Source organism: Bacillus sp. AFS073361 (genome assembly GCF_002567005.1).
In the GTDB taxonomy this organism is placed as follows: Bacteria; Bacillota; Bacilli; order Bacillales; family Cytobacillaceae; genus Neobacillus.
Window position 1 is genome coordinate 132,442 of record NZ_NUZU01000028.1, and the last position, 22,181, is coordinate 154,622.

A 22,181-nucleotide genomic window follows, 5' to 3' on the forward strand; every position below is an offset into this window, starting at 1 on the left:
CCACAACAGATAAACTCCTTTCGTTCCAGCTCGATTTTTGTCGAAGTTTAAGAGGTTTTTAGCTCTAAAGATAATGATAGAATGAAAAAATAATATACTACCTTTTTTATAGTAGTAACAAAATGAATCAGCAATGGGAGGCTAGTCATGCTAGTTAAAGTACTAATTGTTGAAGATGAGTTAGTTGTCCGGAATGGAATCTCAAACTTTATTAAGGAAATGGGTCACTCCTTTGATCTAATCGGTACAGCTTCTAATGGCCTGGAAGCCTTAGAAATTATTCAGTCACATTCCCCGCATATTGTGATTACAGATATTAAGATGCCGAAAATGGATGGACTAACCCTTGCGGAAAAAGTTAAAAAACTGTACCCGGATATAATCATTGCAATCCTAAGCGGCTATGCAGATTTTACCTATGCAACTAGGGCGATGCGTTTTGGGGTGTCCGATTATTTATTAAAACCGATTAATAAGGATGTATTCGGAACGACATTAAACAGGCTTATGGCCGAAGTGGTCAAAGGATCGGTTAAATACTCTCATCTCCTCCAAAATCAACCAAAGTGGGATATGGGGCTAATCCGCTTAGAATCGGAGCTACTCGATTGTGTGGAGATGGCCAATAAATCTGGACTAATAGATAAAGCACAATTATTTATTGCGGAATTAAGAAAGCGCTCTCAAAATGATACTATTCAATCAATCCCTTATCTGACGGACTTCCTGGTCTCACTTAGAAAAAGGATCATCACCAATGATGAACTAAGAGGGTTCATCGAACCCATTGTTGAAAAGACAATCGAATCTATTGTTCCTGAAACAGATTTTACTAGGATTGAGGAAAATATTCACTATTTACTTGATTCTAGTGTTTACATCGTCGGTCAGTATAAAAAAACTACCTCTCCCGACTTAGTCATCAGATGCAAAGAAATCATGGATGCCAATTATAATAAGGAAATCTCTCTACAAGAAGTGGCCGAAATTATTGGTGTATCTGCCGCACATTTAAGCAGAGTTGTCAAAAAAGAGCTCGGGAAGAATTTTACCGAATATATTGTCGACTTACGTATAGCAAAAGCTAAGAACATGCTGGAGTCAACCAATTTTAAGGTGATGGATATTTCTAAAACGGTTGGCTATGACAACCCTGATTATTTTTCAAGGATCTTTAAAAGACAGTGTGGTATCTCCCCTCAAGATTATCGTTACCATTTCCTAACCAAGGGTGTCCGCTAATGAGCAAAGGGACACTCTATCAAAAAATCATTTTCACGCTGCTATTTCTTACGGTGATGCCTTTACTTTCGGTTGGCTATTTAGGGTATGAATACTTTTCAAGCATTCTGGAAGAGAAAATAGTCAAATCAAACACTGAAACCATCGGGCAGGTACAAGCTCGATTGGACAGTTACATTACCGATGTCGACTCGGTTGCTAAAACTGTTGCCAATTATGAAGAATTTCAACTTCTTGCAAGTGAACCAATGGTGGAGAATTATCTCCTTTATACAAAAACACAAAACTTTGTAGCCTTTTCCAAGTTAATGATCCTAACTCATCAAGACATTCAGCGAATTACGATTATCAGGAATGATTTGTCACGAATCGATAGTATGGGAAGATATTTGCCAACAGGAGGCAATCTGAACAAGGCAAAATTTGCGAAACTATTAAAGTTAAGAAAACCAACCGTTCTCTCACCAGAAATAGGCGAACAATCACGCTGGGTTATTCCTTATGTTCAATCTATCTTAGATCCAGAAAACGGCCAGGTAATTGGTGCGGTAATTGTTGATCTTGACCTGCAGCAAATTCAAGATTACTTAAAAGAATCGAAGTTGCTTCAATCCGGATTTATTGTCGTCAAAAATAATCAAGGTGAAGAAATATATGCACCGAAAAACTTTAATAGCAAGAAGCTGTTGGCATCATCATCGAAAAAAGAAAATAATTTTCTGAATCGGGATGTGAAGAAAGAGTTGGTGATTCACTCCACATCTTCGTTATCGAATTGGCATATTAGTGGTGTGGTTCCTTATCAAGAGATCACTAATCAATTAAAGAAGACAAGAAATATAGTGTTCCTGTTTGCTTTAATTATTATTCTTGCGGTTGGTGGAGTAGCTTTTTTTCTACGGACGTATCTAGTCAGACCGATTCAACGATTGCAAAAACTAATGCTTGATGTCGAGAGCGGTAATTTAGCTGCAAGGTCAAATTTTAAGCGGAATGACGAAATAGGGAAACTTGGAAAAAGTTTTAACCATATGATTGAACAGATTCAGCAATTGATTAATGATATTCATGTCTCAAGGGTCAGTGAATCACAGGCTAAATATCTGCAAAAAGAAGCTCAGTACCAGGCACTTCAGGCAAGAATTGCCCCGCATTTTCTCTATAACACGCTAGATTCAGTCAGCTGGTTGGCTAGGGATAAGGGGATTCGTGAAATTACGGCAGTTGTCGATTCATTGGCAGGTATGCTTCGCTATAGCTTAGACCGTTCTACTCCCTTGGTCAAAGCGAGTGAGGAGCTCCAACATGTCCTGCTATATAGTGAAATAATTCGTTTTCGTACTGGGGATAGTATAGAGTTTGACTTTCATATCCCTGATGAATTACTAGAGCAGCCGATTCCGCGCTTTACTTTGCAGCCACTAGTAGAAAATGCGGTCCAGCATGGCTTAGAGCCTCTTGGGGGAAAAGGAAAGATATCGATTACTGCCATTGTTGAAGCTAATCACCTTTATTATGAAATCTCCGATAATGGAATTGGATTAGAGCCCGAAAAAATAGCGGAATTAATGAAGTTTATAACAGATGGAAAAGATGAAAGTCCCTCGTTTGAAAAGATTGGACTAGCTAATGTCCATAATCGAATTAAGATGACGTACGGAGAGAATTACGGGCTGTGCATTTTTGAAAATAAAGAGTATGGATTGACGATTCAAGTGAGGCTTCCTCACTCTGAAAATCTGAATTATCAAAAAAGTGAAGAAATGATATCAAATCTGACGGGTGTCCCATCTTAAAGTTACTTGTCATAATGATAGTAACGAAAACGCTTACAAATTTTCGTGAAAAAGGGGGAAAGGGAATGAAAATTAGCAAGTGGTTACCTGCAGTGGCTGCATCTTTACTGTTGATATCTGGCTGCAGCTCAACAAGTTCAGGTTCTTCCAGCTCAAAAGGTAAGGTTGAAATTTCAATCTATGCCAACAACCAAGGCGGGACAGAATATTTAAACTATCTGCAAAATGATGTTATTAAAGGGTTTGAAGCAAAGAATCCGAACATTAAAGTCAAGCTTGTGAAAAACTCGGATCCCGAAGGCTTGGCTAAACAGCAGTTAGCTGCAGGAGGCGGACCGGATGTCGTTAACTTAAATGGTCCAACTTCCGCTCAGGATTTTGCGGCAGCAAACTATTTGCTCCCTTTAGATAAGTATGCCAAGAAGTATAATTGGGCGGATCGTTATTATCCGTGGGCCTATCAAACAGTTCAAGCAAATGGAAAGCAGGTTGCCCTGCCAGGTACTTATGAAACATTAGTAGTTTACTATAACAAAGATATGTTCAAGCAAAATGGCTGGGAAATTCCAACAAGCTATGATGAACTACTAACTCTTAGTAAAAAAATGGACGATAAGGGTGTTATCCCATTTGCGTTTGGAAGCTCTGACTTTAAGGCTGCCAATGAATGGTGGTTGTCTTTAGCCTTCAATGAAACGGTCGGGGCCGACGACTTTAAAAAGGTATTAACAGGGGAAACACCTTGGAATAGTCCAGAAATGAAGGAAGCGATAACGAAATTAAACAACCTTTGGAAAGATGGTTATATAAACGATAAACAATCCCAAGCAATTACCCTTGATGATGCGACCACTCTGTTTATGAGTGGGAAAGCTGCAATGAAAATGGAAGGGACTTGGATGTTATCGACATTAAAGGGAAGTCCGCCGCCATTTGATTGGGACGTGTTTACTATGCCTTCTTGGAAAGATGGAGTAGAAGCTAATCTACCACTTGCCTTAGGTGCAGCCGTGGGTATTAACAAAAATTCTAAGCATCCAGATGAAACAGCCAAATTTCTTGATTGGATGCACAGTAATGAAAATGCCGAAAAACTCCTGGAACTTGGCGGATTCCTGCCAATTAACGGCATGAAAGCAGGGAACCTTGAACCGCATGTTCAAAAATCGTTTGATCTATTAAACGATGCGATGGCTAATAATCAAACTGGCTATGCTGCTTGGACGTATTGGCCGCCATCTGCTGAAACCTTTGCATGGAGTAATATTGAATCTGTATGGTTAGGCCAGATTGATGTTGATACTTATTTGGAAAAGCTCCAAAAAGAATTTGAAAAAGACAAAGAAAAGGGGAAACTATTCAAATTTAATTAGGAGGAATCTTTTCCTCCTCTTTTTTTCTTAATAGAAAGGAGGAACTACTAAGTGAGTGCAGATTTAGCTGTTATGAAAGAGTCGATACACATACAAAAAAAGAATCGTAAAAACTGGAAAAAAGCCATCGTCCCGTGGCTATTCCTTACACCAGCTATGCTGTTAATAATCCTGGTAGTAGCAGGTCCAACCATAGGGACATTAATTTTGTCGCTAACGAATTGGGATGGCATTCAGCCGCCCCAATTCATTGGTCTAGAGAACTACCAATCTCTCCTTTCAGATCCTAACTTCTTTGCGGCGTTAGGGAATAACTTTAAGTGGATGGCACTTTTTTGTACTGTTCCGATCATTTTTGCGTTAATCATTGCCTATATGGTTAGTAAAGTAAAACGGGGTCAAATGTTTTACCGTTCGACGTTCTTTCTTCCCCAAATTGTTTCAACTGTTGTCAGTGCGAAAGTTTGGGCCTGGATTTACAATCCGTTTTTTGGCATTAACACACTTTTAACAAAATGGGGCATTCATAATGTGCCCATGTGGTTAGGAGATCCAGCGATTGCCTTATTTTCCGTTGCCTTAGTGGATGGCTGGAGATATTGGGGTTTCTTGATGGTCCTTATCTTAACGGCCCTTCATCAAACAGATAAAAGTTTGGAAGAAGCGGCGATCGTCGAAGGAGCCAATAAAGTTCAGATTTTCTGGTATGTTATCCTTCCGCAATTACGTCCGACACTGATGTTGATTCTTATGTTAACGATGATTTGGTCGTTTGCTGCCTTTGATTATGTATTCGTAATGACCAATGGCGGTCCAGGGAATGCAACGGAATTAATCAGCACCTACATGTATAAGGAAGCCCTGCAGAATCAAGCACCTGGTTATGCGAGCTCGATTGCTTTAGCCATGGCTGTATTGAGTGGGATTATCATCGCTATTTTCGGAATATTAAAAAAGAAGGGTTGGGATATGTAATGAAAAATAAACCTTTTGATGTTGTTTCCCGCCACTTCTTCCTATTTTGTGTTTTTCTCTTTGCTGTGGGTCCGCTTATGCTGTTATTGATGAATGCCTTTAAGCCAAAGGAAGAGTTTTTAACGAGTCCGTTTGGTTTGCCTTCAAAAATAACCTTTGAAAACATGATGGCCGCATGGACAGAAGGGCAGTATGGGCAAGCCTTTATTAATAGTTTACTAGTAGGTGTGGCCACAATCATCATTGTTTGTATCAGCGGTGGATTTGCAGCCTATGCCTTATCGAAATATGAATTTAAGGGACAAAGTGCGATTATGGCGTTTTTACTGCTAACCATGTCTGTTCCTATGGGATTATTTCTCGTTCCATTATTCTATGTGTGGCAAAATTTACACCTCATGGATTCCTTGTTTGGTTTAATTATCATCTATAGCGGCATCTTCCTGCCATTTAATATCTTCCTGCTAAGGTCCTTTTTTATCGGGATTCCAAAGGAACTCCTCGAAAGTGCGAGGGTAGACGGCTGTAATGAGTTTCAAGTTTTTATGAAATTAATGGTTCCATTATCAAAACCTGTCTTTTTAACAGTGGCTTTATTGGTCGGCCTTTGGACTTGGAATGAATTTTTCTTTGCAAATGCATTTATTCAGTCGGATGAGTTACGAACCGTTTCAACGAAGTATTTAGCGTTTGTTGGAAGTTTTAGTTCAGATTGGAGCAAGGTTTCAGCAGCTGGTCTAATTTCTACTCTGCCGATGGTCATTCTTTACCTATTCTTACAGCGTCAATTTATTGAAGGTCTTACCGAAGGAAGTATTAAAGGTTAATAGGGAGGAATTTAAATGAGTCAAATAAATGTAAATCCGATCGCAAATGTAAAAAAAGGCAGTCGTATTCCTGCGGATTATATTGAAAAAGTGTACGCTGGATGGCTTGGTAAAGTTATTGGGGTCCGTCATGGAGGGAATGTTGAAGGCTGGTCTTATGAGCGCCTTGAAAGAACGTATGGGGAGATCACTGGGTATTTACATGAATTTAAGAATTTTGCAGCTGATGATGATACGAACGGTCCGATGTTCTTTTTACGAGCGCTCGAAGATTTTACTCATACTAGTGAAATTACGGCTGAACAAATGGGCTTAACGCTCTTGAATTACGCTCCTGATGGGCATGGCTTCTTTTGGTGGGGCGGGTACGGAAAATCAACAGAACATACCGCCTACCTCAATTTAAAAAATGGAATCACAGCCCCTCGGTCTGGATCCATTGAACAAAATGGTCATGCGGTGGCAGAGCAAATTGGCGGTCAAATCTTCATCGATGTCTGGGGGCTTGTGGCTCCTGGAAATCCACAGCTAGCAGCAGAGTATGCCGGTAAAATGGCGAGTGTCACCCATGATGGCAACGGAAAATACGGCGGAGAGTTTATTGCCGCTTGTATAGCGCAAGCTTTTGTGGAAAAAGATATTGAAAAAATCATTGAAGCCGGATTGTCTGTGATTCCAGCGGATAGCGAATATACTCGAATGACCAGGGATGTGATTCGTTTTTACAAAGAGAATCCATCCAATTGGCGTGACTGCTTTAAGTTTGTTCAAGCGAATTATGGCTATGACCGTTATCCTGGTGTCTGCCATATCATTCCGAATTCGGCTGTTATTGTCCTGTCCCTTTTATATGGCGAAGGTGATTTCAGCCAATCGATCAACATTTGTAATATGTGCGGCTGGGATACAGATTGCAATGTTGCTAATGTTGGGACGATAATTGGCGTTCGAAACGGAATCGAAGGTATTGATCCGAGCTGGAGAAAACCAATTAACGATTTTCTTTGTTGTTCCAGTGTCATCGGGTCGCTTAATATTGTCGATATACCATGGTGTGCGACCTATATTTCTAAGCTCGGGTATTTGATTGCTGGAGAAGAGCCGCCGGGTGAATGGAAAGCAATCTTGGAAGGCAAGTCACCGCGCTTTCATTTTGAATATCCAGGTTCTACGCATGCGTTCCGCTTGGAACATCAATCGAAGTTGAATGTGCATATAACTGGTACGCTCCAAAATTCAGAGGAGTACTCCGAAATCGGAACTAGATCTCTAAAAGTTGTTTTTGATAATGTTCAAGGTGGAGATGCGTACCGTGTCTATCATAAAACCTATTACAAACCAGAAGATTTTAATGACAGCCGCTACGATCCAAGCTTTTCACCGATTGTTTATCCTGGACAATCATTGGAAGCAAAGGTACTCGTTCCCGATGACCTTGGTATCAGAGTAAAGGCCCGTTTATATGTGAAGGATGGAAATAAAGGATCCTATTTTTATTGTGAAGAGAAAATAGTAGAGCCAGGTAAATTCTGCTCGCTTAAGTATGCTATCCCGGCATTACAGGATGTTCATATTGAAGAGGCGGGTATTGAATTCGTACCTGTCGTCGACAGATATTATACGGGCAGCCTAATTGCCTACATTGATTCCTTTGATTTTTCAGGTACCCCCGACTATGAGATTAATTTTAAAAATGAACGAATGGAGCATTGGACCCCACTTCATTTAGAGGTAAGTCAATTTACCTATCTTCGTGGTATCTGGAGTTTGGAGGATGGAGAATTAAGCGGCAGTTACTTCGGTGAGCCTGCCGAATGTTATACCGGTGATAGCGAGTGGAGAGACTATCAATTCTCTGCAGAAGTGAAGCCAAAGCTTGGTGCACATCATAATATTCAATTCCGTGTCCAAGGCGGGATACGTTCCTATGCCGTAGGGCTTGCGCCGAATCATGAAGTAGTTTTATATAAAAATGAGAACGGTTACCGTTCGTTAGTATCAACTAGTTACCTATGGGATGACCAGCAGTCCTATCGATTGATGGTTGAAGCAAAAGATAATCATTTCATCGTTTCTGTCAATGGCGACAAGGTGATCGAGTATACTGACATTGATAACCCTTATTTATTTGGCCAAGTTGGGTTCTCTAACTTTAACGGAAGTCATACCCATTATGCAGGGTTTTCGGTGAAGGGGTTGTAGTAATAAAAAGGGAAAGAGACCTGTGTTTGAGAGGGTCTCTTTCCATGTTAATCAGATATAAGCGTGACTCGAGCTATACCGGGTGTATCTTTTTAAAATGGGGCGGATAACAATGAATATTCTCGTCGTTGGAAGTATAAATATGGATATTGTTAATCGGGTTGTAAAGCACCCGCTTCCAGGTGAAACGATTAAAGGTTTAGGGACGATGTATGCACCTGGAGGGAAAGGCGCCAATCAGGCGGTCGCTGCATCATTGGCAGGCGGCCATGTGAAGATGCTGGGGGCCGTTGGGAAAGATCCGTTTAGTTTGGAGCTAGTTGCTTCATTAGAGAAATCGAATGTCGATACAAGTGAAATTATTAAAAAAGAAGGAACATCAGGAATGGCCTTTATCACCGTCGACGAGTCTGGAGAAAATACGATTATCTTATCGGAAGGCTCGAATGGAAAACTCTCGATAAAAGATGTAGAAGAGAGATTACAGTTATTAGAAGAGGCGAATATTCTTTTATTACAAAATGAGATACCGTTAGCAACCACCCTATTCGTTCTAAAAGAAGCCGCGCGGCGTAATGTCCAGACGTATTTCAATCCTGCCCCAGCTTTGGAGATTCCTATTGATGTTTTTCCGTTCATTGATTTTCTTATTTTAAATGAAACCGAAATTGAAGTGGTCACTGGTATACGTATTGACACAGAGAAGGACCAAGAGCGGGCGATTAACTGGTTGATTGATAAAGGAGTAAAGTCAGTCATTTTAACGCTTGGTGAGAAAGGGTCGCAATATTATTCTATTAATGAAGGCAAGATTATCACAAATGGATTCAAAGTGAACGCAATCGATACAACCGCAGCCGGAGACACGTTTATCGGTGCTTTTGCATCCGCTAAAGCATCCGGAAAGGATACGAAGGGCGCCCTATTGTTCGCAACTGCCGCATCTGCGATCACTGTTACACAGGAGGGAGCTCAACATTCGATTCCCGTGAAAAAAGAAATTACTGAGTTTTTAGAAGTGAATAAGGAAGGCATCGATCAGTAAATGCAGAGCATTTTCAATGGGAGTAGCCAGTATAGGAAAAGGAACTAAAACGCTAGTTCCTTTTCTTTTCGGAAAAAAGGGGGGATGTAAAAATGTTTTCATTGTCAGGCTTCAATTTTGCGTTTGGTTGCTCAGTCGCCATCATTGTTGGATTTCTGCCGCTCTTTTTAATTGGTAAAGGGTTTACCAACACGGAGGTGGGGATTATTTTCTCGACTGGACCATTTATTTCCCTAATTGCTCAGCCAATCTGGGGGTATATCTGTGATAAAAGAAAAAGCGCTAAATCAGTGCTGCTTATTCTGCTCACTGTTTCCTTGTTAATAAGTTGGGGACTATTTATGTCTGATAGTTTCGTCATGAATATTGCGTTAATGACATGCTTCATGTTTTTTCTGTCCCCTGTTGGTCCGGTGACAGACAGTATGACATTCTCCTTTGCTAAGCAAAGAGGAAGATCCTATGGTTCCATCCGGTTATGGTCATCGACAGGATTTGCGGTATCATCCATCGGAATTGGCTTACTGTTGGAAAAGGTTGGGCTTATTTATTTAGACCTATCTTATTATGCGTTAATTATCCTTGCCATCATCGCGTTATTATTTGTTCAGGATACTGAGCTGAATACGACACCGGTTAATAAAAGTTCATTGAAAAAATTATTCAAAAACAAAGAGTTTGTTATTTTTTTGGCGGTGGCCGCGCTGGCAGGAATCCCGCATCGACTCAATGATAGTATCTTAGGACTCTATTTGAATGACCTTGGTGCAACCAAAGGGCAAATTGGCAGCGCATGGATGTTTGCTTCGTTAAGCGAGGTACCAATCTTTGCGATTTCGGTCTTCTTGTTTAGAAAATATCATCCAATGTTTCTGATTACGATTGCCACTGTATTGTATACCCTGCGTTGGATTGCGTACGGCTATTTTAAGGATCCAACGATTATTAGTGTTTTACAGCTCACCCAAGGTGTCACGTTTGCCCTCTTTTTCGTGGCATCGATGGAGTATATCGGCCTAATCGTTTCAGATGAAGTAAAAGCTACTTCACAAACGACTTTCGCTGCTGTTTTTGGAGGAATCGGAGGGATCATTGGAAGCCTCGCCGGAGGGATGCTCTTAGATCGACTTGCTCCTAATCTTGTTTATTTCGCGAGTAGTTTTATTTCGCTCTTTTCCATTATTGTAGCTGCCACCATTTTAGTTGGAGTAATGAAACAGAAAAAGCTGGCTCCATCATAGGTAGTTAGTTAAGAACTAACTACCTCTATTATTCTATAAGGAAATGGTTTTTCTTAATAAATTAACGTAAGCGGGTTAATTTAAAAAGCAGATTATCTTCATAAAACTTTAAGCACTTTGGGGAAATTGTTCTTTGTCTGTTTTTTTTAATAATACTCTTCTCAACAATGGTATGGACCAGCGATCCAATCCAATTCTTCCAGCATTTATTCCAGCGATTAAAATAAACATTCCTAGTAAAACCATTTGAGGATTTGTACTGGTTGTTCCAGAGAACATATAAGCAAAGTTCATAGTAAGACCCATAAGAATAGAAAATGACGTGAAAATACCCAAAATTAATCCGAGACCTACTAAAAATTCGCCCCAAGGAACTAATATATTAAAAAGATCGACGTATGGTAATGCTACATCTTTTAAAAAATTCCCCCACCAAGGTTGAACAGCAGGGTGTTCACCAGACATATTTTTTATTGCTCCAAACATAAAGCCGCTGGCATCAAATTTTCCACTAGAGATTTTTCCCCAACCAGCATTTAACCACTGCCAACCTAGATAGAGACGAAGAATTGTAAGCAGCGGTGATACATAACGGTTTTCCTTTAAAAATTGAATAAACATAATACCCTCCTCCAAATAATTGATAATTATTATCAATGATAACGATTATCATTATCGTTTAAACAAATGTCTTAGTCAACAAGAGAAAAGTACTAAGTTTCTTCGATAGGATAGATCAAATATCCCTATTAATGGATATGACTCGAATGTATTAGCAAAATAAATAATCAAAACTGCTAATCGTTCACCTTGAAAAAATGTAAAATAAGGAAGTGATTCATGGGTAAAAATAAATGAATGAAAGGGGGATGTGTATGGACTTATCAATAAACTGGAAAGGGAAAATGGCTTTTTCGGGGGTCTCCCCAACCGGGCATGAATTTATTATGGATGCAGCACCTGAAGTTGGCGGGGAGAATTCAGGTCCAAGGCCGACGGAACTGCTGTTGCAGGCGGTTGCTGGCTGCACGGGGATTGATATTATCTCAATCCTGAACAAAATGCGCCTTGAGCCTTCCGCATTTCAAATGGATGTCAAAGGAGAACGGGCCGAGGAGCATCCGAAGCGTTTTACGACGATTAATATTCATTATGCGTTAGACGGAGAGCTGCCTGAAGATAAGGTGGTCCGGGCGATACAATTGTCGAAAGACAAATACTGTTCCGTCTCCCATTCCTTAAATGCAGAGATCACCGTAAGCTATTCGATCAATGGGGTTAAAGGGGAAAAGGCGATATAACATAAAATAAGAAGTAACAGCTAATTGGTTGTTACTTCTTATTCAGAATAATTAATTACCGATTATCCGTAATCAACATATATCTCAATACCGCAGCAAGTCCAGCGCCATGCTTGAATTCGCCTTTTTCAATTAAAGTCTTCACTTCGTGCATCGTCAATTTATGTAATTCGATTTGTTCGCTGCTTTCCAGTCGTTGCTCGACAGCGTGAAGGCCGGTAGCTGCGAATAAATAAATTTCCTCGCTGGTAGAGCCAGGTGACGGATAAAAACTGCCTAAATCGAGCCAATAGTCAGCTGTATTGCCAGTCTCTTCTTCCAATTCTCTTTTCGCCGTATCGATGGGAGCATCGCTTTCGTTGTCAATCATTCCAGCAGGAAGTTCCCATTCCCAGCTTTTAATCGCATGGCGGTATTGTTTTAAACAAATGATTTCCTTATCCGCTGTGATGGGGAGGATACAGACGCCCTTTGCAAAATCTAAATAGGAAAAATTCCTTTCCTCTCCGTTTGGGACAATGACCTTTTCAATCACTACCCCAAAACGATCCACTTGTTCTTTTCTTGAACTATTAATCTTCCAAACCATCTTCCTTCATCCCAACCTTTCATGAACATAAACCTATTGTACACTCTTTTTGGAAATTGGCTAATTCCAGCTGGGTATGGATATTTATGACATTATTTGTAAACACTAGCTGAGACATATGTTTTTTGAAGGGGGAAAGGACAACAAGTGAATCAAATACCTCCGTTTCGAAGGCAGCGATCATATCTTTCCCAATTTACAACGGGACAATTACATTTAAAGAATCCTTGGATTGCCGCATTCTTTTCTTTCTCATATCCCGGGTTTGGTCATATCATGCTGCATCGCTACATGGCTGGCTATATTCTTATTCTTTGGGAGACTTTCATAAACGAACAAGCGAAAGTGAACCTTGGCATTTTATATACGTTAATAGGTGAATTTGAAAAGGCAAAAGATGTTCTGGATAATCGGTGGTTAATTCTGTATCTGGCGATTTACATGTTTGGTATTTGGGATAGCTATCGGACAACCATTGATCTCAATAAGCAGTATGTCTTGGCCGACCGCGAGGACGCGCCTATCTTAAACATAAAAATGGGAACATGGGACACGAACTTTTTAGATAAACGAAAACCTATCAATGCGTTGATCTGGTCCACTTTATTTCCTGGTCTTGGTCATCTATATCTCCATCATGTTATTACGGGGTTCTTTATTTTTGTTTATGCCGTGGCAATCACGTATTTGGGGCATATTCCACATGCCATCCATGCCTCGATGACTGGAAATTTTGCGCATGCCAAAGAAATATTAGATATGCAATGGGCTTTGTATTTTCCTTCGATTTACTTTTTCATTATTTATGATTCTTATGCGTCTGCCATTGAGCACAACAAATTGTGTGAAAAAGAAATGTCAAAATTTCTACGGCAAAGATATCAAAGTAAAGACTTTATTTTTCCTCTATAGAAAGTGAGTGTTAATCAGGTGTATGTCATAGCCACTTTCGAGAATTCCTTATTTATTGAGTTAGCTATCTCTGCGATCGAACAAAAGGGGATACCTAAAGAAAAGATTCTCGCTGCCCCGCTTGATAAACGTTCGGAGCCAAGGCAGTTATTTGATACGATCCACCGGGCGGATGGTTTAAGTTTGTTTGACGGTGCTGCGATGCTGGGAACTTGTTTTATGCTGCTCGGTGCGATTTACGGATATATTCTAAAATGGGGGCCGATTATTTGGGGAATTATTGGTGCGGTCAGCGGGTTACTTTTGGGCTTTTTCATTAAAATACTCCTTGTCAAAAATAAGCAGCGAGGAGGAAAAGGCATCACAGCGGAAATTGTTTTAATAATTCGATGTGAAGAGCATCAATGGGAAACCATTGAAAAGATTTTATGGGATCATACGGCTCTTGGAATAACAAGAATACATAATGGGATTAGCCCTATACTTACCCAAAGTTAAGGAGCAAAAACACAGATTTTTTACTTATTCTCGATTATTTGTCAAGAATGTGAACTTTTTTGCACAAAGTTACCAAGTTTTCGGCATATTCCGAGGAACAATTTAGGAGTAGGTGTCATAAACAACGTGATGATAGTTAATAATGTCGATATTTGATGACGAAAACTAGTTACTTGTAGGCGCTTTCAATTGATAAACTTTTAAGTACATAGTTCATATATTAAGGAGTTTAGTGATGATGAATAACGATGATCTTTTTGTACAAATCGAAAATTTGAGAAATAAAATGATAGGAGTGGGGCTATCGGAAGGTTTAAATTCAGTGGAAACTGTAAAGCTAAGCGAAAGACTTGATAAGTTAATTAACTTACAAATGGGGTTATTTACGAAGATTTCTGCTTGAGTAATTATTTTGGGTTTAGCTAATACTATGAAAGCAACTAGAATCATAACCATATCCCAGTAAAAAAAGCGTACAAGTCCTCTCTGTAGGGGTCTTGTACGCTTTTTTTACTTAGATCTACTAATGCGGGTCCTACATAGGATAAGGCTGCAAGAATTTAATGTTATTCCTATTCTATCCTGATCTTATTTCTTGCTATAATAGGTAAATGATGTAAATGGGGGAGGGGGTTGTTAACGTATGAAAATAAAGGTCATCATCGCAGATGATAACTCATTTATTCGGGAAGGCCTGAAAATTATTTTATCTACATACGAAGAATTTACCGTGCTCGACACCGTGAGTGATGGAAAAGAGGCAGTCGATTACTGTCTCGCCCATGAAGTCGATCTTGCCTTGCTTGATGTTCGCATGCCCAATATGAACGGAGTGGAAGCAACGAAGCTGATTGCCGAGCAAACAAGCACTAAGCCGATTATTTTAACGACCTTTGATGATGATGAATATATTCTTGAAGCCATTAAAAATGGGGCAAAAGGCTATTTGTTAAAAAATAATGATCCCGAACAAATCCGGGATGCATTGAAGAGTGTGTTCCACGGAAACAGCATTCTTCAGGATGCCATTTTTGAAAAAATAAAATCCAATTTGTCTCCGGTCAATAATGGAGCTGAAACAAAGATTGACCTCACCCAGTTTACCGAGCGGGAACGTGATATCCTCTCATTAATTGCGAAGGGATATTCCAATAAAGCCATCTCTAAGGAATTATTTATCTCAGAAGGGACAGTCGCGAATTACATCACGTCGATTTTAGGAAAGACGGGTCTAGAGCACCGCACTCAAATCGCGATTTACTACCTCACCGGGAAAATCGATTAAGATGGAAATTTGGATAATTATTACGAAGATGATTTTGCTTGTATATATCGCGATTCAATGTGCGCAGGTCAATGTCATCCATATCTCCTGGGTGGTTCTTGCGTTTTTGGTTTATTTTTGCGCCAATATCACACTCTATCTTTTTAAAAGTCATACCGTTAAAAAGGTTCTGCATGTCCTGTCCATTGGTATTTTGACAGTGGCTTATCTAATCGTAAATCCTTTGTTTTATTTGCTGTTGCCACTTACGATTATCGAGCTGGCGGCCAGTTTTATCGATAAGAAACTTGCGGTTTTATTGTTATCATTGCTTCCCGTCCTCTATATGAAAGCGTGGCTGCAGCCTATTTATGGCTTAGCCGCTTGTCTTTCATTTATGATTTTTTCAATCACGTCCATTTATGGAGAGAAACTAGTGAAAAATGAAGCGCAAAAGGATGAGATGCGAAAGCAGCTCCAGAAACTAACCAAACATATTCATGAAAATAGCGAATACATCCGCCAGTCAGAATACACCTTTAAATTAGAGGAGCGCAATCGAATTTCACAAGAAATCCATGATAAAATTGGCCACTCGATGACGGGTGCTCTTTTTCAAATGGAAGCGGCAAAACGGCTGGTGGAAACAGATCAACATAAAGCCACCGAGCTCCTCCAAAATGCCATCAATATTTCCAAAGAGGGGATTGAAAACATCCGCCTGACCTTAAAAAATATGAAACCGCCGACAGAACAGGTGGGGATTCACCGCTTGAAGTTGCTGGTAGATGATTTCAATGCCAAACAGACAATCAAAACGGTCCTTACCCATGAAGGCAATCTCGATATCATCGCACCGATTCATTGGAAAATCATCCATGAAAATGTCACGGAGGCACTGACAAATGCGATGAAATATTCTTATGCCACGCAAGTATCGGTCAATCTAAAGATCCTAAATAAAATGATTCGAGTCGAAGTGAAGGATAATGGAGCGGGAACGGAGATGATCAAAAAAGGTTTAGGCATTATTGGGATGGAAGAGCGGACGGCTGCCGTCAATGGAAAGATCATCGTCGATAGCACGAATGGTTTTTCCGTCACCACTCTTCTTCCGTTGGGCACATGAGAATCACATGAACATCTCACGCTGAAAATATGAATATTCTCATATGAAAAGAATGAACGATTGCACTTATGCGCGTTCATTCTTTTTCTATATACTGGAAGCAGACAAACGAATTAGGGGTGAGAGGATGAATGTTTTAGAAATTAAGAATTTAACGAAAAAATTCGCTGACTTTATTGCAGTTGATAATATGAGTTTATCTGTGGCCGAAGGTGAAATCTTTGGTTTTCTTGGCGCCAATGGAGCTGGGAAAAGTACGACGATTAATATGATTGCGGGCCTGCTCCGCAGCAATGAAGGGACGATTAACATACTAGGTAAAAATAGTGCCAAATACAGCCGCCTGGCCAAAATGAATATTGGCATGGTTCCACAGGATCTGGCTATTTATGAGGATATGACCGCTTATGAAAATGTGAAATTCTTTGCGGGACTTTACGGCCTGCGTGGTGCTGAACTCAATGATCGAGTCGAGGAAGCCCTTGAATTCGTTGGTCTCCAGGATAAGCATAAAAGCTATCCGAAGAGTTTTTCGGGCGGGATGAAACGGCGCCTCAATATCGCCTGTGCGATTGCCCACCGTCCGAAGCTGATTATTATGGATGAACCAACGGTCGGGATTGACCCCCAATCCAGGAACTATATTCTTACGTCGGTCCGTAAGTTAAACGAAATGGGCTGTACGATCATTTACACGAGCCACTATATGGAAGAAGTCGAAGAGATTTGCTCGCGGATTGCGATTATTGATCATGGAAAAATCATTGCCGAAGGAACGAAGGAGCAGCTGAAATCGATTATTACCAATACGAAGGACGTTTGGATTGAGGTCAAATCGACGGAAAAAGTGGACCTAGCGGCGATTAAAAGCATTCATGGTGTCGAAGCTGTTTCCGTGGATGAACACATGATTAAAATTAACTCCGATACCGGGGTCAATAACCTAAACAAAATCATTGAACACTTTATGAGCAGCCACATGGAAATCCGCTCCTTACAAGAAAAAGCTCCAAACTTGGAGACGGTATTTTTAACATTAACGGGCAGAAATTTGCGTGACCAATAAGGGGGATTCACTTTGAATATACTCAATATCGCCTGGAAGGGAATTAAAACAGACTTCCGGGATACCCGAACGTTGTTTTTCATGTTACTTTTTCCGATTTTATTAATGTTGGTCCTCGGAACGGCATTGTCGAATACATTTACGACCAGTCTCATTGTCGATGATATCGATGTTTTATATAAAGATACAACGAACGGTGAGTTTTTTCCTCATTTTATTAATGAAGTCGAAAAATCGGGGCTTCATTTTACAAAAGCAGCTGGTTCTACGGATGGCGAAAAAGAAGTTAAGCAGGGTACCTATGATGGCTATGTCGAAGTAACGGATCAAGGAATTCAGCTCTATGTTAATAATGGAACCAGTATTGAAGGGACTATCCTTCAAGGCATGCTCGCTTCGTTTGTCGATCAATACAATATCACATCGGAGATTATAAAGGTGGCACCGGAAAAGCTGGAGAGTGCCTTTACACGTGAGAAGCCGGCGGACTTTATTAAGGAGACCTCCCTGCTTCCCGATCAGCAGCCTGGTTCCATGGATTATTATGCGATTGTAATCACGACGATGATTATTCTGTACGGGGCGATGTCTGCTAGTTCGTTAATTGTGAGCGAACGTGTACGAAAGACGGGTGACCGGCTAATCGCTTCACCGGTTTTAAAGAGTGAAATTTTCATAGGAAAAGTGCTCGGGAGTCTTGTCAGTAACAGCATTTGTATCGTTCTGGTCCTCCTTTTTAGCAAACTCATTTTCAAAGCAAATTGGGGCGATCATTTAGGCTTGGTATTCCTGGTTCTCCTAACAGAAGTGGTGTTTGCGGTCAGCATGGGGATTGGCGTTAGTTTCTTGTCAAAAACGAGTGCGGGTCCAAAAGTAATTATCATGTTATTTGTTCAATTATCGTCCTTTTTTGGCGGAGCCTATTTTAAAATTGAGAATCCTGAGGGGATTTTTAAATTAATCACTGATCTCTCACCGCTGACTTGGATGAATACAGCGGTGACGAAGATTATTTACGCGAATGATTTTGCGGCGGCCATTCCGGCGCTCACCATCAATCTATCCGGGGCGATGCTATTCTTGCTTGTAGCGATCGTTTCATTGCAACGACGGGAGGGAATATAATGAAGGATATCCTCTGGTTAATTCAGAACACACTCCGTGTAACGTTTCGGAAAAAGAAAAACATTATTATGTACCTGTGTATGCCGTTAATTGGGATCCTCGTTGCCCTGCTCGTCTATGGCGGTGATCAAAAAACAATCCTGCATGTAGGGATTGTTCAAGAGGACAAAAGCGTGATCACTGCAGATACCATCGGCTTTTTAAAGGGATTGGAGAATGTCGAGATTTCTATGATTGCTGCTGGGCAAGTCCAGGATAAAATCTCTTCTGGGAAATTAGATAGTGTGATTACCTTTGAAAAAGGGTATGCAGACAGTGTCTTAGCAGGGAAGCCTGACCATATCGAATTGACCTCCATCAAGGGGGCAGCCATTACCGCTTACGTGAAATCGTATTTGCATCAGTATATCGATAATATCGCGACGATCAGTTATGTGGCGGGAGGAAATCAACAAAAGTTTGAGCAGATGTATAGCGATTTTCAGCAGACGAACTATAAGCTCACGACTCATTCTCTAGAAGACGGTTCGAAAAATAAGAATATGACCAACCAAACAATTGGCTTCTTGATCATGATCATGTTAATGTCAGCCGGGAATATGGCGGAAATCATTCTGTTGGAAAAAGAAAGCCGCACCTATTTTCGATTATTATCGACACCGATTAATGCGCGGAAATACATTTTCTCCAATATTGTGGTCAACATGATTGTAATGACGATCCAGGTGGTTATTACGTTAACCATCATGAAAGGCGTCTTTCATATTGGCATGAACATGTCGTTTTGGTCCGCGGCCTGTGTGATGTTACTGTTTTCATTAATATCAGTCGGGATCTCTTTAGTGATTGTTTCTTTTTCTAACAGCCGCAGTGCCGCTGGTGCTTTACAAAATTTAATTATCACACCGACTGTCATGCTTTCCGGCTGTTTCTGGCCGGTGGAAGTAATGCCGAAATCCCTGCAAAAAATTGCTGATTTCCTGCCGCAGCGCTGGACCTTGGATACGTTAACAAAGCTGCAGGAAGGAAATGCGATGAGCGGCCTGTATATGAATTTCATTATCCTATTTGCCTTTGCCGCCGCCTTTTTCTTGATTGCGATTTATCGGTTTAGTAGAAATAATACGACACAGAATTTTGTCTAAAACGTTTAGAAGGCTGTGTTAAAGGTTATTATTGATTTTGACACTCTGTTGATTGGAGTGGAAGGCACGAAGACTCCTGCGGGAGTACGGGGCAGGGGAGACCCCGCAGGAGCAAAGCGACGAGGAGGCTCCCCGGCACGCCCGCGGAAAGCGAAGTGCCTGGAACGGAAATCAACAGACAAGTTTAACACAGCCAAGTAACGACCATCTTTGACCGCTCAATTGGGCGGTTTTTTTTTTTGGTTTTTTAATATATGGAATTTTGGTAGGCGGAAATTAAGAATCTTTCACGAAACCAGATGTTTTTATTCGACTTTTTCTATAATTATTCTACATAACATTACAAATTCATTACATTTTCCCTAGTTCCATTGTTATTATTCTCTTGGAAACTTAAACTATAAATATATAAAACGGAAAAATTTACTTTTGGAAAAGGTGAGAATAGGAATGAAACGGAAACTAGTAATATATTCGGTAATGGTAGCTCTATTATCGACGATCTTTCAAGCAACCCCGACTTTTGCAAGTCCAACTGTTACTCAAGAACAAATCAATGAGACTGAAGGACAAATAACCGCAACACAAAATCAAATTGAAGAGATAGAAACAAAGATTCAACAACTTGACGACCGTATCGTCATTGGTATGGAGAAAAGCAAACAACTAAACAATGATATTAAAGTCCAACAAGGTCAAATCGTAAAAACGAAGGCAGACATTGAAAAAGCCAAAAAGGATTTAGAGACGAACAAAAACTACTATACTGCAAGATTGAAAACAATGCAGGAGCAAGGTCAGCAGCCGATGATCACATATGCTGAGTTCATTCTTTCTTCTGAAAGCTTTTCACAGTTACTAACTCGTTCTACAGCTATTATGCAAATTCTTGATAATAATACAGATATCATGAAGACGCTAGCTAAAAAAGAGGAAAACTTACTAGGTGCGGAGCAAAAGTTAGAAAACGAATTGGCGCAATTAAAAAAGAGCCAAAGTGACTTAGTTTCTGAACAAAAGCAGATTGAAGCAGATAAGGCCGAAATTAAAACCGTATTGGCAGAATCAAAAAATACCTTAAATCAACAACTAGCGCAACTTGCTAATCAAAAAACACTGAAAAGTGCACAAGATAAAGCACGTCAAGAAGCACAAGCAAGAGCAGTACGTGAAGCACAAGAGAGAGTTGCAGCTGAGGAAAGAGCACGTCAAGCAGCGGAAGAAAGTGCAAATCAACAAGCGCCTGAAAGCCCAGCGCAACCAAAACAAGAATCTCCGGTGGAAAAACCGGTGAAAATATCAGTGAAAAAACCAGCGAAATCCGTTGATACACCGAAAGAAACAGTGACTAATTCAGGAGATGCCGATGCGTTAATCTCTTATGCTAAACAATTTTTGGGTGTTAAATACGTTTGGGGAGGAACAACTCCAAATGGGTTTGACTGTTCAGGGTTCACCCAATATGTGTTCCGTCATATTGGTATTTCCCTTCCGAGGGTCTCTCGTGACCAGCAGGATGTAGGAACTAGCATTTCTCCTTATAATGTACAAAAAGGTGATTTAATATTTAGGGGTAATCCTGCCCACCATGTTGGTATCTATATCGGCGGTGGGAAGTATATCCATGCACCACAAACAGGTGATGTAGTAAAGATTGCTGCGTATAATCCGTCTAAATTTACAACTGCAGCACGAGTATTGCGTTAAGAACAAGGCTTGGAGGAAAACTCCAAGCCTTTTTTGTGTTTTTGGGGAAGATAATCACATAGATTAGAAGAGGTGAAAAGAACATTTTTCTAAGAAGGTGTCTAAGATAACCACAACCGAGGAAATTGCTGCAATCCTTGCCAGTTTTGATCATCCACTGGCCCCGTATTGGCTTAATAACGATCTAATTAAGAAGACGATCGCAACCAGTTATGATTATTGGGTAGAAGATACAGATATCCCAATGTCATTGGCCGACTTTGTGTTCCAATATCTTGAACATGCCGAATATCTCGGCGGAATTTTTTCAAACATACATGATCCCAGCTGATGGACAGCTGGGATTTCTTTGGTGTCAGGCACCCTAAGACGAAGGTAAGCAAAATAGGTTCCAAAAAATCGGTCATTTCAGAGATAACCTTGTCATTATAGTGCACTGTGGCCGTTCAAAAGTTCGCCATAACATTTCAAACAAAGTGTGAACTTGTCACTACACCCATATTGTTTATCCGAAAAAAGGAATATAGTGTAAATATAAAGAACAAATAAATTTTGAAAGGCGGAATCATTTATGTTTAATAAATTTTTAAGGGAAAATAAAATTGCGGCAGCCATCTTAACTGTCTTACGATTATACCTTGGTTATTCTTGGTTTACAGCGGGTTTTGGAAAATTAACTGGCGGAGGATTTGATGCTTCTGGATTCTTAAAAGGAGCCATCGCCAACCCAGTAAAAGGTCCAGA

General features: G+C 40.3%; 21 protein-coding genes and 2 pseudogenes. 21 read left to right on the top strand and 2 right to left on the bottom strand.

Annotated elements, in window-relative coordinates; all coding sequences use genetic code 11:
• Nucleotides 1–147 precede the first annotated feature (147 nt).
• The 8 genes and pseudogenes from COJ96_RS13445 to COJ96_RS13480 all read left to right on the top strand — a co-directional run.
• Nucleotides 148–1,242 carry a response regulator transcription factor gene (locus COJ96_RS13445; protein WP_098574045.1) on the top strand — a complete coding sequence of 365 codons (1,095 nt, stop codon included), beginning with the start codon at nt 148–150 and terminating at the stop codon, nt 1,240–1,242.
• Nucleotides 1,242–3,038, top strand: a complete 1,797-nt coding sequence (locus COJ96_RS13450) for a cache domain-containing sensor histidine kinase (protein WP_098574047.1) — start codon at nt 1,242–1,244, stop codon at nt 3,036–3,038. Before COJ96_RS13445 ends, COJ96_RS13450 begins: the two co-directional genes overlap by 1 nt.
• A gap of 65 nt (nt 3,039–3,103) precedes the next feature.
• A complete protein-coding gene (locus COJ96_RS13455; RefSeq protein WP_180230111.1) occupies nt 3,104–4,411 on the top strand; it encodes an ABC transporter substrate-binding protein in 1,308 nt (435 codons plus the stop codon).
• Between the two features lie 51 nt (nt 4,412–4,462).
• A complete protein-coding gene (locus COJ96_RS13460) occupies nt 4,463–5,386 on the top strand; it encodes a carbohydrate ABC transporter permease (protein ID WP_257148515.1) in 924 nt (307 codons plus the stop codon).
• Entirely contained in the window at nt 5,386–6,213 is an 828-nt protein-coding gene (locus COJ96_RS13465; RefSeq protein WP_098574051.1) for a carbohydrate ABC transporter permease, read from the top strand. Before COJ96_RS13460 ends, COJ96_RS13465 begins: the two co-directional genes overlap by 1 nt.
• Before the next feature lie 15 nt (nt 6,214–6,228).
• Nucleotides 6,229–8,415: an ADP-ribosylglycohydrolase family protein gene (locus tag COJ96_RS13470; RefSeq protein ID WP_098574053.1), complete on the top strand. Its 2,187-nt coding sequence runs from the start codon at nt 6,229–6,231 to the stop codon at nt 8,413–8,415.
• A gap of 97 nt (nt 8,416–8,512) precedes the next feature.
• A complete protein-coding gene (rbsK, locus tag COJ96_RS13475; protein WP_098574055.1) occupies nt 8,513–9,460 on the top strand; it encodes a ribokinase in 948 nt (315 codons plus the stop codon).
• Between the two features lie 86 nt (nt 9,461–9,546).
• Nucleotides 9,547–10,701, top strand: a pseudogene (locus tag COJ96_RS13480) (MFS transporter); the annotation flags it as partial.
• 108 nt (nt 10,702–10,809) lie between these two features.
• Here COJ96_RS13480 and COJ96_RS13485 read toward each other — a convergent pair.
• The gene (locus COJ96_RS13485; RefSeq protein WP_098574059.1) at nt 10,810–11,322 is read right to left on the bottom strand and encodes a DoxX family protein; all 513 of its coding nucleotides are present in this window, start codon (nt 11,320–11,322) and stop codon (nt 10,810–10,812) included.
• Between the two features lie 254 nt (nt 11,323–11,576).
• On the opposite strand from COJ96_RS13485, the gene COJ96_RS13490 reads away from it, so the two are divergent.
• On the top strand, nt 11,577–12,002 hold the full coding sequence (locus COJ96_RS13490) for an OsmC family protein (protein WP_098574061.1): 426 nt from the start codon (nt 11,577–11,579) through the stop codon (nt 12,000–12,002).
• 55 nt (nt 12,003–12,057) lie between these two features.
• On the opposite strand, the gene COJ96_RS13495 is transcribed toward COJ96_RS13490, so the two are convergent.
• On the bottom strand, nt 12,058–12,591 hold the full coding sequence (locus tag COJ96_RS13495; protein ID WP_098574063.1) for an NUDIX hydrolase: 534 nt from the start codon (nt 12,589–12,591) through the stop codon (nt 12,058–12,060).
• 147 nt (nt 12,592–12,738) lie between these two features.
• Between COJ96_RS13495 and COJ96_RS13500 the strand changes: the two genes are divergently transcribed.
• The 12 genes and pseudogenes from COJ96_RS13500 to COJ96_RS29225 form a co-directional block, all read left to right on the top strand.
• Nucleotides 12,739–13,503 (top strand): hypothetical protein, encoded by a 765-nt coding sequence (locus COJ96_RS13500; protein ID WP_098574066.1) that lies wholly within the window; start codon nt 12,739–12,741, stop codon nt 13,501–13,503.
• A gap of 18 nt (nt 13,504–13,521) precedes the next feature.
• Nucleotides 13,522–14,001, top strand: a complete 480-nt coding sequence (locus COJ96_RS13505; RefSeq protein WP_098574069.1) for a hypothetical protein — start codon at nt 13,522–13,524, stop codon at nt 13,999–14,001.
• 235 nt (nt 14,002–14,236) lie between these two features.
• Entirely contained in the window at nt 14,237–14,404 is a 168-nt protein-coding gene (locus tag COJ96_RS13510; RefSeq protein WP_098574071.1) for an aspartyl-phosphate phosphatase Spo0E family protein, read from the top strand.
• Nucleotides 14,405–14,644: 240 nt separating this feature from the next.
• Entirely contained in the window at nt 14,645–15,286 is a 642-nt protein-coding gene (locus COJ96_RS13515) for a response regulator (RefSeq protein WP_098574073.1), read from the top strand.
• Nucleotide 15,287: 1 nt separating this feature from the next.
• Nucleotides 15,288–16,394: a sensor histidine kinase gene (locus tag COJ96_RS13520; protein ID WP_098574075.1), complete on the top strand. Its 1,107-nt coding sequence runs from the start codon at nt 15,288–15,290 to the stop codon at nt 16,392–16,394.
• Nucleotides 16,395–16,521: 127 nt separating this feature from the next.
• A complete protein-coding gene (locus tag COJ96_RS13525) occupies nt 16,522–17,460 on the top strand; it encodes an ABC transporter ATP-binding protein (RefSeq protein WP_098574077.1) in 939 nt (312 codons plus the stop codon).
• A gap of 12 nt (nt 17,461–17,472) precedes the next feature.
• Nucleotides 17,473–18,585 (top strand): ABC transporter permease, encoded by a 1,113-nt coding sequence (locus tag COJ96_RS13530; protein ID WP_098574079.1) that lies wholly within the window; start codon nt 17,473–17,475, stop codon nt 18,583–18,585.
• Nucleotides 18,585–19,730 carry an ABC transporter permease gene (locus COJ96_RS13535; RefSeq protein WP_098574080.1) on the top strand — a complete coding sequence of 382 codons (1,146 nt, stop codon included), beginning with the start codon at nt 18,585–18,587 and terminating at the stop codon, nt 19,728–19,730. The genes COJ96_RS13530 and COJ96_RS13535 overlap by 1 nt, the downstream gene beginning before the upstream one ends.
• A 15-nt stretch (nt 19,731–19,745) precedes the next feature.
• A complete protein-coding gene (locus COJ96_RS28655; protein WP_180230112.1) occupies nt 19,746–19,931 on the top strand; it encodes a hypothetical protein in 186 nt (61 codons plus the stop codon).
• A 249-nt stretch (nt 19,932–20,180) separates the two neighbouring features.
• On the top strand, nt 20,181–21,437 hold the full coding sequence (locus tag COJ96_RS13540) for a C40 family peptidase (protein WP_098574082.1): 1,257 nt from the start codon (nt 20,181–20,183) through the stop codon (nt 21,435–21,437).
• A gap of 97 nt (nt 21,438–21,534) precedes the next feature.
• Complete coding sequence (locus COJ96_RS13545) at nt 21,535–21,768, top strand: hypothetical protein (protein ID WP_098574084.1); 234 nt, start codon at nt 21,535–21,537, stop codon at nt 21,766–21,768.
• A 240-nt stretch (nt 21,769–22,008) separates the two neighbouring features.
• A pseudogene (locus tag COJ96_RS29225) lies at nt 22,009–22,181 on the top strand (Crp/Fnr family transcriptional regulator); the annotation flags it as partial.

Bases quoted from the DNA above. Each gene is read 5' to 3' on its own strand.
- COJ96_RS13445 (WP_098574045.1), top strand. From the start codon at position 148: ATGCTAGTTAAAGTACTAATTGTTGAAGATGAGTTAGTTGTCCGGAAT.
- COJ96_RS13450 (WP_098574047.1), top strand. From the start codon at position 1,242: ATGAGCAAAGGGACACTCTATCAAAAAATCATTTTCACGCTGCTATTT.
- COJ96_RS13455 (WP_180230111.1), top strand. From the start codon at position 3,104: ATGAAAATTAGCAAGTGGTTACCTGCAGTGGCTGCATCTTTACTGTTG.
- COJ96_RS13465 (WP_098574051.1), top strand. From the start codon at position 5,386: ATGAAAAATAAACCTTTTGATGTTGTTTCCCGCCACTTCTTCCTATTT.
- COJ96_RS13470 (WP_098574053.1), top strand. From the start codon at position 6,229: ATGAGTCAAATAAATGTAAATCCGATCGCAAATGTAAAAAAAGGCAGT.
- rbsK (WP_098574055.1), top strand. From the start codon at position 8,513: ATGGGGCGGATAACAATGAATATTCTCGTCGTTGGAAGTATAAATATG.
- COJ96_RS13485 (WP_098574059.1), bottom strand. From the start codon at position 11,322: ATGTTTATTCAATTTTTAAAGGAAAACCGTTATGTATCACCGCTGCTT.
- COJ96_RS13490 (WP_098574061.1), top strand. From the start codon at position 11,577: ATGGACTTATCAATAAACTGGAAAGGGAAAATGGCTTTTTCGGGGGTC.
- COJ96_RS13495 (WP_098574063.1), bottom strand. From the start codon at position 12,591: ATGGTTTGGAAGATTAATAGTTCAAGAAAAGAACAAGTGGATCGTTTT.
- COJ96_RS13510 (WP_098574071.1), top strand. From the start codon at position 14,237: ATGATGAATAACGATGATCTTTTTGTACAAATCGAAAATTTGAGAAAT.
- COJ96_RS13515 (WP_098574073.1), top strand. From the start codon at position 14,645: ATGAAAATAAAGGTCATCATCGCAGATGATAACTCATTTATTCGGGAA.
- COJ96_RS13520 (WP_098574075.1), top strand. From the start codon at position 15,288: ATGGAAATTTGGATAATTATTACGAAGATGATTTTGCTTGTATATATC.
- COJ96_RS13525 (WP_098574077.1), top strand. From the start codon at position 16,522: ATGAATGTTTTAGAAATTAAGAATTTAACGAAAAAATTCGCTGACTTT.
- COJ96_RS13535 (WP_098574080.1), top strand. From the start codon at position 18,585: ATGAAGGATATCCTCTGGTTAATTCAGAACACACTCCGTGTAACGTTT.
- COJ96_RS13540 (WP_098574082.1), top strand. From the start codon at position 20,181: ATGAAACGGAAACTAGTAATATATTCGGTAATGGTAGCTCTATTATCG.